This window comes from Curtobacterium sp. 'Ferrero', from assembly GCF_002412165.1.
Taxonomy (GTDB): domain Bacteria; phylum Actinomycetota; class Actinomycetes; order Actinomycetales; family Microbacteriaceae; genus Curtobacterium.
Map to the genome: position 1 here is coordinate 1 of NZ_NXIA01000041.1, position 8,147 is coordinate 8,147.

An 8,147-nucleotide genomic window follows, 5' to 3' on the forward strand; every position below is an offset into this window, starting at 1 on the left:
GCGGTGGGTGGGGTGGGGCGGGGCGGGTGGCCGATTCGCTCGTGGTCGGCCGATCCGCTCGTGGTCGGCCGATCCGCTCGTGGTCGGCCGATCCGCTCGTGGTCGGCCGATCCGCTCATGGTTGACCGGATCGCTCGTAGGAAGTCGTTCGTTCCGACCTCCTACGAGCGAATCGGCTCACCAGGTCGGACGCGATGGGAAAGAACGCGCGTGGTTGACCGGATCGCTCGTGGTCGGCCCGAACGCTCACGGTCGGCCCGAACGCTCGTGATCGACCGGATCGCTCATGGTTGACCGGATCGCTCGTAGGAAGTCGTTCGTTCCGACCTCCTACGAGCGAATCGGCTTCCCAGGGCGGACGCGATGGGAAAGAACGCTCGTGGTTGACCGGAACGCCCGTTGTCGGCCAGAACGCTCATGGTTGACCGGATCGCTCGTGGGAAGTCGTTCGTTCCGACCTCCTACGAGCGAACCGGCCTCCTACGAGCGAATCGGCAACCCAGGTCGGACGCGATGGGAACGAACGCTCTTGGCCGGCCAGCACGCGCGTGATCGGCCGGTTCGCACGTGCTCGCCCGCACCCCCCGTGGTCGCCCCCACGCCCGGGCAGCGACGATCGCGGACGCAGTCCGAGACGGACGGGAGGCACGGTGCAGCTGGCACCGTCCGCCCTCGCAGGCTCGGTCGGCGCGGCCCGCGTGATGCTGGCGCGTCACCGCTGAGCGGGCCGCGCCCGTCCCGCGGTTCGACCGCGACCCGCGGCCGTCAGTGCGCCGCTGCCTCCCAGTTCGGTCCCACGCCGACCGACACGTCGAGCGGCACGCTCAGCTCGGCGGCGCCGCCCATGCGGGTACGGAGGATCTCCTCGACGCGGTCCTGCTCACCGGGTGCAACCTCGAGGATGAGCTCGTCGTGCACCTGGAGCAGCAGGTGCGACTCGAGCCCGCCGTCACGCAGGTCCGCCGCGACGCCGAGCATCGCGATCTTCATGATGTCGGCTGCGGAGCCCTGGATCGGGGCGTTCAGCGCGGCGCGCTCGGCGTTCTCCCGCAGGACCCGGTTCGGGCTCTTGAGGTCCGGGAACGGCCGCCGGCGTCCGAAGATCGTCTCGGTGTAGCCGTCCTCACGGGCCTGCTCGACCACGTTCCGGAGGTAGTCCCGGACGGCGCCGAACCGGGCGAAGTACTCGGTCATGAGCGTGCGGGCCTCGGACTGCTCGATGCGGAGCTGCTTCGACAGACCGAACGCGCTCAGGCCGTACGCGAGACCGTACGACATCGCCTTGACCTTGGTGCGCATCTCCGGGGAGACGTCGGCCGGCTCGACCCCGAACACCCGCGCTCCGACGAAACGGTGGAGGTCCTCGCCCTCGTTGAACGCCTGGATGAGCCCGGGGTCGCCGGAGAGGTGCGCCATGATCCGCATCTCGATCTGCGAGTAGTCGGCGGTGATGAGCGTCGTGTAGGGCTCGGCCACCGCGAACGCCGACCGGACGCGGCGACCGACGGCGGTCTTCACCGGGATGTTCTGCAGGTTCGGGTCGGTCGACGAGATCCGGCCGGTGCTGCTGCCGGTCTGCTCGTACCGGGTGTGGATGCGGCCGTCGACGATCGCGGCGTCGAGGGTGTCCACGATCTGCCGGAGCTTCGTCGCGTCGCGGTGCTGCAGCAGCAGGCCGAGGAACGGGTGCGGGTGCTGCTCCTGCAGGTCGGCGAGGCTCGCGGCGTCGGTCGAGAAGCCGGTCTTCGTCTTGCGGGTCTTCGGCATCGCGAGCTCGGTGAACAGGACCTCCTGCAGCTGCTTCGGCGACCCGAGGTTGACCTCGTGCCCGATCTCGGCGAAGGCCTGCTGGGCGAGGTCGGCCGCGCGCTCCCCCAGCTCGTGCGACAGGTTCGTGAGCACCGGCCGGTCGATCGCGACCCCCGTCGTCTCCATGCCGGCGAGGACGTGCACGAGCGGCAGCTCGATGTCGTCGAGCACCCGGAGCGAGGACTCGTCGAGCCGCGCCCGGATCGCCGTGGTGACGCGGAGGACGTACCAGGCGTGCACCCCGACGTTGACCGGGTCGGTCTCGGGCACGAGCTGGTTCGGGTCGGCGGTGGGGAGCTCTTCGCCGAGCTCCTGGAAGACGAGGTCGGCGAGGGGCTGCCCCTGCTTGCCCGGCTGCGCGAGCCACCCCATGATCCGGGCGTCCCCGGCGAGGCCGTTCACCGTGAACCCGACCGTGGCGAGGACCTTGACGGCGGTCTTGGCGTCGTGGAAGTGCTTCGGGGCGTCCGAGGCGAACCACGCGGCGAGCTGCTCGTAGTCCTTCGCGCCGCTCCCGCCCGGCACCAGCACGGCGTCGTCGTGGGTGGCGATGCCGATCGCGCTGAGGCGCCCGTCGATGACCTCGACCGCGACGCCGAACCCGTTGGCGGCGTCCTTCGCCTTGCGCTCGAGCCAGTAGCCGAGCTCCTCGTCGATGATCGTCGTGACCTTCGGCGGGGTCGGGGCACCGTCGTCGACGCCGCCCTCGCTCGCGGTGGCCTCCGACGGCTCCCCCGTGCCGGCGACCTTGAACACGCGGTCGAGCAGGGTGCGGAACTGCAGCTTCGCGAAGAGGTCGCGGACGGCCTGCTCGTCGAGCGGGCGGAGCGCGACGTCGGCCGGTCCGACCGGCAGCTCGACGTCGTTCACGAGCCGGTTGAGCTTCCGGTTGCGGATCGCCCGGTCCTTCTGCTCGCGGAGGTTGTTGCCGACCACGCCCTTGATCTCGTCGGCGTGCTCCAGGACGCCGTCGAGCGACCCGTACGCCGTGATCCACTTGACCGCGGTCTTCTCGCCGACCTTGTCGATGCCGATGAGGTTGTCGCTGGTCTCGCCGACGAGCGCCGCGATGTCCGGGTACTGGTGCGGCTCGATGCCGTACCGCTCGTAGACCTTGTCGCGGTCGTAGCGGGTGAGCTCGGACACGCCGCGCACCGACGGGTACAGCAGCGTCACGTCGTCGTTGACGAGCTGGATCGAGTCGCGGTCGCCGGACACCACGTAGACCTGGTACCCCTGCTCGGAACCCTGGCGGGCGAGGGTGGCGAGGATGTCGTCGGCCTCGTAGTCCTCCTTCGTCACCGTGGTGATGCCCATCGCCTCGAGCGCCTGCTGCAGGAGCGGGATCTGCCCCTTGAACTCGGGCGGCGTCTCGGAGCGGGTGCCCTTGTAGTCCTCGTACTCACGCGTTCGGAACGAGAACCGGGAGATGTCGAACGCGACCGCGAGGTGGGTCGGCTTCTCGCGCTGGAGGAGCATGAGCAGCATCGAGATGAAGCCGTGGATGGCGTTCGTGTGCTGCCCCTCGCGGTTCACGAAGCTGTCGACCGGCAGCGCGTAGAACGCCCGGAACGCGAGGGAGTGGCCGTCGATGACCATGAGGGTAGGCTTTGCGGAGTCCGACACCCGGACAGCCTACCGACGCCATCCGACACGGGAGCCCTGCGCGCGTGACCGACGAAGCCACCACCAGCACCGAGGTCGACGGCCGGCTCGCCGAGCGCGGCATGGGCGAGCTCGCCGAGAAGATGGGCATGGTCATCACCGAGCTCACGGCCGAGCGCGCGGTGGGCAGCATCCCCGTCGAGGGCAACCGGCAGCCGGTCGGCCTGCTGCACGGCGGCGCCTACGTCGTGCTCGCGGAGAGCCTCGGCTCGATGGCCGCGAACGTCCACGCCGGACCGGGCCGGTACGCCGTCGGCATCGAGCTGAACGCCTCGCACTCCCGCAGCGCGACGAGCGGTCGGGTCACCGGGACCTGCACCGCGATCCACCTCGGCGGCACCCTCACCACGCACGAGATCGTCCTCACCGACGACGAGGGCCGGCGCTGCTCGACGGTGCGGATCACGAACATGATCCGCGAGCGTCGCTGACCGGTCGATCATCCGGCGGTAGCTGACCGGTCAGTCCTCCGGCGGTCGCTGACCGGTCAGTCCTCCGGCGGTCGCTGCAGCAGCAGACGGGCGTCACCGAAGCCGAGCCGCCGGTAGAGCCGCTCGCCGACCACGCTCGAGTGCACGACCACCCGCTCGGCCCCGCGCTCGTCCGCGAGGGCGAGCAGCGCGTCCACCAGCAGTCCGGCGACCCCGGCGCCGCGCAACTCCGGGTGCACGTAGACGGTCTGCAGCTCGGCCGCCACGCGACCCCGCGGCCGGTTCGGGACGGGCGGCCGCGGGTTCAGGGCGAGCCAGGCCATGCCGAGCACCCGCCCGTCGCGTTCCGCGACGACGCACCGGTGCGACTCGGGGTGCGCGAGCGCGAACGCCGTCATCGCGTCGCGGTACTCGTCACGCGTGACGGCGGGCGTCGCCCCGCCCTCCTCGACGCTCCAGCGCCAGCGCAGGTCCGCCACAGCGGCCATGTCCGTCGGCCGGGAGGCACGGATCACCACGTCGTCCATGCCGCCAGCCTGCCAGGTGGTCGGCTCCGCGGCGGGGCCGACCCGCGCCTGGCGTCCCGCAACCCGCGTCGCCAGACGCGGAGAGCGCCGCCGGACCGGGTCCGACGGCGCTCTCCGCGCGAGCGACGCTGCGCTACTTCTTGGCGCTGAGCTGCTCGATGATCGCCTTGGCGACGTCGTGCATGGTCAGACGGCGGTCCATCGACGCCTTCTGGATCCAGCGGAAGGCCTCGGGCTCGGTCAGGCCCATCTTCTCGTTGAGCAGACCCTTGGCGCGGTCGACGAGCTTGCGGGTCTCGAACCGCTCGACCAGGTCGGCGACCTCAGCTTCGAGCGTGATGATCTGCTGGTGCCGCGAGAGGGCGATCTCGATCGCGGGGAGCAGGTCGTTCGGGGTGAACGGCTTGACGACGTACGCGAGGGCGCCGGCCTCGGTCGCACGCTCGACGAGGTCCTTCTGGCTGAACGCCGTCAGGAGGACCACGGGGGCGATGTGGTTCTTCGACAGCTTCTCGGCCGCGGAGATGCCGTCGAGCTGGGGCATCTTGACGTCCATCACGACGAGGTCGGGGCGGAGGTCCGTGGCGAGCTGCACGGCGGTCTCGCCGTCGCCCGCTTCACCCACCACGTCGAAGCCGTTGTCGCGCAGGATCTCGACGATGTCCAGGCGGATGAGCGACTCGTCCTCGGCGACGACGACGCGACGGGGTGCGGTTGCGGTTGCTTCTGAGTCACTCACGTCCGAGAGCCTACTAGACCGCGGAAGTGCCAGCTGTACGAGTGGCGGGATTCGAACCCGCACGCCGTGAGGCAGAGCATTTTGAGTGCCCCGTGTCTACCGTTCCACCACACTCGCGCAAGGACATCAGGCTAGCAGCACCGCGGCGGCGGGACGCTCCACGGGCGGCACCGGCTCGACCGCGGGCAGCCGCAGTTCGAACGCCGCCCCGCCCAGCCGCGGTGCGCCCCCGGTTTCGGCCGCGTGTCGGAGCGACCCGCCGTGGGCCGTCGCGATGCCCCTGGCGATCGGCAGGCCGAGCCCTGCCCCGCCCGAGTGGGCGTCTCGGGCGTCCTCGAGCCGCACGAGCCGGTCGAAGACCCGCTCGCGGTCGACGGTGGGGATCCCGGGCCCGTCGTCCTCCACGCGCAGGACGACGGTGTCCGCGTCGGGTCGGAGCGCGACCTCCACCGTGCCCGCCGCACTCCTGCCCGCTGCCGTGATGTCTCCGTCCGTCCGGACCCGACCGGTCGCCCGCGCCGCGTTGTCGACGAGGTTGCCGAGCACCTGCGCCAGCCGGTCGGGGTCGACGTCCGCGGTGACGGGGTGGTCGGGCACGACCGTGCGCAGGTCGACGCCGTGCAGCCGGATCCGCAGCCGCTCGGCCTCGGCCGTCAGCCAGGCCGTCAGGTCGGTCGGTCGACGGTCGAGCACGATGCCGCGGTCCAGCCGGGCCATGGTGAGCATGTCGTCGACGAGCCGCGCGGCACGGTCGGCCTGCCGGACCACGTGGACGGCGAGGACCTCGTTCGTGGCCGGGTCGTCCGGTCCGTTCCGCACGAGGGTGTCGGCCGCGGCACGGACGCCGGCGACCGGGGTGCGGAGCTCGTGCGCGGCGTCGGACAGGAACGACCGGACGCGTTCCTCGGCGGCGACGGCCTGCGCCTCGGCCCCCTCGACCGCGTCGAGCATCTCGTCGAGCGCCAGGGCGACCCGCCCGATCTCCGTGTCGGTGCGCGCCGGCCGGAGCCGACGACCCCGGTCCCCCGCGGCGATCGACCGCGCGGTGGCGGTCAGCTCGTCGAGCGGTCGGAGCGACCGGCGGGCGACGAGCACGACGCCGACGACGGCGACCCCGAGGAACGCCGCCGAGGCTCCGCCCATCACCCAGCCGAGCTGCGCGAGCGTGGCCTGCACGTCACGGGTGCCCGCGGTGAGGGTGATCCTGGTGCCGTCCTCCAGGTCGGACCGGAGCGTCAGCACGCCGTCGTCGTCGTGCAGGGTCGACGACGCGATCGTGGTCCCCGAGCCGGAGCCGGAGGCCGTGGTGGTCGCACCGTCGGCGGCGGTCGTGTCGCTCGTGCCGGCCGACGACGACCGCTTCCCGGGACCGGGCAGGCCACCGGGGTCCGGCGGGCCCTTGCGCAGCTGGTCCGGCGTCGGTCCGGCCTCGACCGCGGCGCCGTCGGGCTCGACGATCCGGACCGACAGCCCCTGCGCGGACAAGCGATCCGCGAGGTCGTTCGCGTCCACCACCCCGACGAGTGCGGCGGCCGCGGCGGTGCGGTCCCGGAGCCGGTCGGCCACCTGCGCGGTCAGCCGTGCCCCGAGGACCGCTTCGACCGCCACGACGAGCCCCGCGAGCAACACGGCCAGGAGCACGAGGATCGCCACGACGGTCCGCAGGCGGAGGGACGTGGTCCGGAGCCGTCCGTCGCGGCTCACGCGGCACCCCGCTCGACGGCCAGCCGGTAGCCGAGGCCCCGCACCGTGTGCACGAGTCGGGGACCGTGCGCCTCCATCTTCCGCCGGAGCGCGCTGAGGTGCACCTCGACCAGGTTCGGTGCGACGTCCTCGTAGCCCCACACCTGCGTGGTGATCTGCCCCTTCGACACGGTGCGTCCCCGGCTCTCGGCGAGGAACCGCAGCAGCCGGAACTCCGTCGCGGTGAGGTCGAGCAGCACCCCGGCACGGCGGACCGTGGCGCCGTCCGGGTCGAGCACGAGGTCTCCCACCTCGATGACCGACGGGACGCGTCCCCGCCGTCGGAGCACGGCCGTGACCCGGGCGACGAGCTCGGCCATCGCGAACGGCTTCACGACGTAGTCGTCTGCACCCTCGGCGAACCCGCGGAGCCGGTCGTCGAGCTCGTCGCGGGCGGTCATCATGACGACGGCGGCGTCCGACCGGGTCCGGACGCGCGCGGCGAGCAGGATGCCGCTCGGTCCGGGCAGCATCCAGTCGAGCAGGACCAGGTCGGGGGCGGTGCGGTCGAGGTCCTCCACCACCGAACGGCCGTCGGGGACCGCTGCCACGAGGAAGCCCTCCGCGCGGAGGGTCGTCGTGACGGCGGTGCGGAGGGAGTCGTCGTCCTCCACGACCAGGATGCGAGCTGCTGCGTTCACGGCGGACACCGTAGGTCGGCTCTGCCAGCACGGAGCATGGAACGACCTGGAGAACACCTGTGCTGCGCTGGTGCTTCAGTCCTGCTTCAGATTCGGATCCGAGCGTCGTCCCCGTCACCGACCGCCCGGTCGGACGACAGACGAACAGGAGACACCATGCAGAACGACCAGGAACCCCGCCGCCGCCGCCGGACGCTGCGAGCGCTCGGGATCGGCTCGGCCGCAGCGGCCGTGCTGGTCCTCGGGGGCGTCGGCGTCACCGCGGCGATGGCGGCACCGGGAGCGCCGAGCTCAGCGACGGGCGCGCCGAGCGGGGCGCCCTCCGGAGCGCCGAGCGGAGCACCCTCGGGCGCGCCGACGGCAGGGCCGAAGGCAGGTCCGAAGGCAGGTCCGAAGTCGGGTGCGGAGGCCGGTCCGGCAGCACCCGGGGCAGCGGCACCGGGCTGCACGGCCGGTCCGCTCGCCGACGGGAAGGCCCCGACCCCGCCGAAGGACGGGAAGGCACCCACCCCGCCGAAGGACGGCAAGGCACCCACCCCGCCGAAGGACGGCAAGGCACCCACCCCGCCGAAGGACGGCAAGGCACCCACCC

The 8,147-nt window shown here is 72.1% G+C and carries 6 protein-coding genes, 1 tRNA gene and 1 pseudogene; 2 read left to right on the forward strand and 6 right to left on the reverse strand.

The window, feature by feature from the left end:
* Nucleotides 1-765 precede the first annotated feature (765 nt).
* The gene (gene polA / locus Csp2054_RS17420) at nucleotides 766-3,435 is read right to left on the reverse strand and encodes a DNA polymerase I (RefSeq protein WP_096900819.1); all 2,670 of its coding nucleotides are present in this window, start codon (nucleotides 3,433-3,435) and stop codon (nucleotides 766-768) included.
* A 101-nt stretch (nucleotides 3,436-3,536) separates the two neighbouring features.
* Here polA and Csp2054_RS17425 point away from each other — a divergent pair, with 101 nt between their 5' ends.
* On the forward strand, nucleotides 3,537-3,905 hold the full coding sequence (locus tag Csp2054_RS17425; protein ID WP_096900824.1) for a PaaI family thioesterase: 369 nt from the start codon (nucleotides 3,537-3,539) through the stop codon (nucleotides 3,903-3,905).
* 56 nt (nucleotides 3,906-3,961) lie between these two features.
* Here Csp2054_RS17425 and Csp2054_RS17430 read toward each other — a convergent pair whose 3' ends face one another.
* The 5 genes from Csp2054_RS17430 to Csp2054_RS17450 all read right to left on the reverse strand — a co-directional run bounded on the left by Csp2054_RS17430 (nucleotide 3,962) and on the right by Csp2054_RS17450 (nucleotide 7,555).
* Nucleotides 3,962-4,432 (reverse strand): GNAT family N-acetyltransferase, encoded by a 471-nt coding sequence (locus Csp2054_RS17430; RefSeq protein WP_096900820.1) that lies wholly within the window; start codon nucleotides 4,430-4,432, stop codon nucleotides 3,962-3,964.
* A gap of 133 nt (nucleotides 4,433-4,565) precedes the next feature.
* Entirely contained in the window at nucleotides 4,566-5,171 is a 606-nt protein-coding gene (locus Csp2054_RS17435) for an ANTAR domain-containing response regulator (protein WP_096900821.1), read from the reverse strand.
* A gap of 36 nt (nucleotides 5,172-5,207) precedes the next feature.
* A tRNA-Leu gene (locus Csp2054_RS17440) sits at nucleotides 5,208-5,288 on the reverse strand.
* Nucleotides 5,289-5,297: 9 nt separating this feature from the next.
* Nucleotides 5,298-6,875, reverse strand: coding sequence for a sensor histidine kinase (locus tag Csp2054_RS17445; protein ID WP_096900822.1), 1,578 nt, complete (start codon nucleotides 6,873-6,875; stop codon nucleotides 5,298-5,300).
* Nucleotides 6,872-7,555 carry a response regulator transcription factor gene (locus tag Csp2054_RS17450; RefSeq protein WP_255252806.1) on the reverse strand — a complete coding sequence of 228 codons (684 nt, stop codon included), beginning with the start codon at nucleotides 7,553-7,555 and terminating at the stop codon, nucleotides 6,872-6,874. The genes Csp2054_RS17445 and Csp2054_RS17450 overlap by 4 nt, the downstream gene beginning before the upstream one ends.
* A gap of 156 nt (nucleotides 7,556-7,711) precedes the next feature.
* On the opposite strand from Csp2054_RS17450, the pseudogene Csp2054_RS17455 reads away from it, so the two are divergent.
* A pseudogene (locus Csp2054_RS17455) lies at nucleotides 7,712-8,147 on the forward strand (hypothetical protein); the annotation flags it as partial.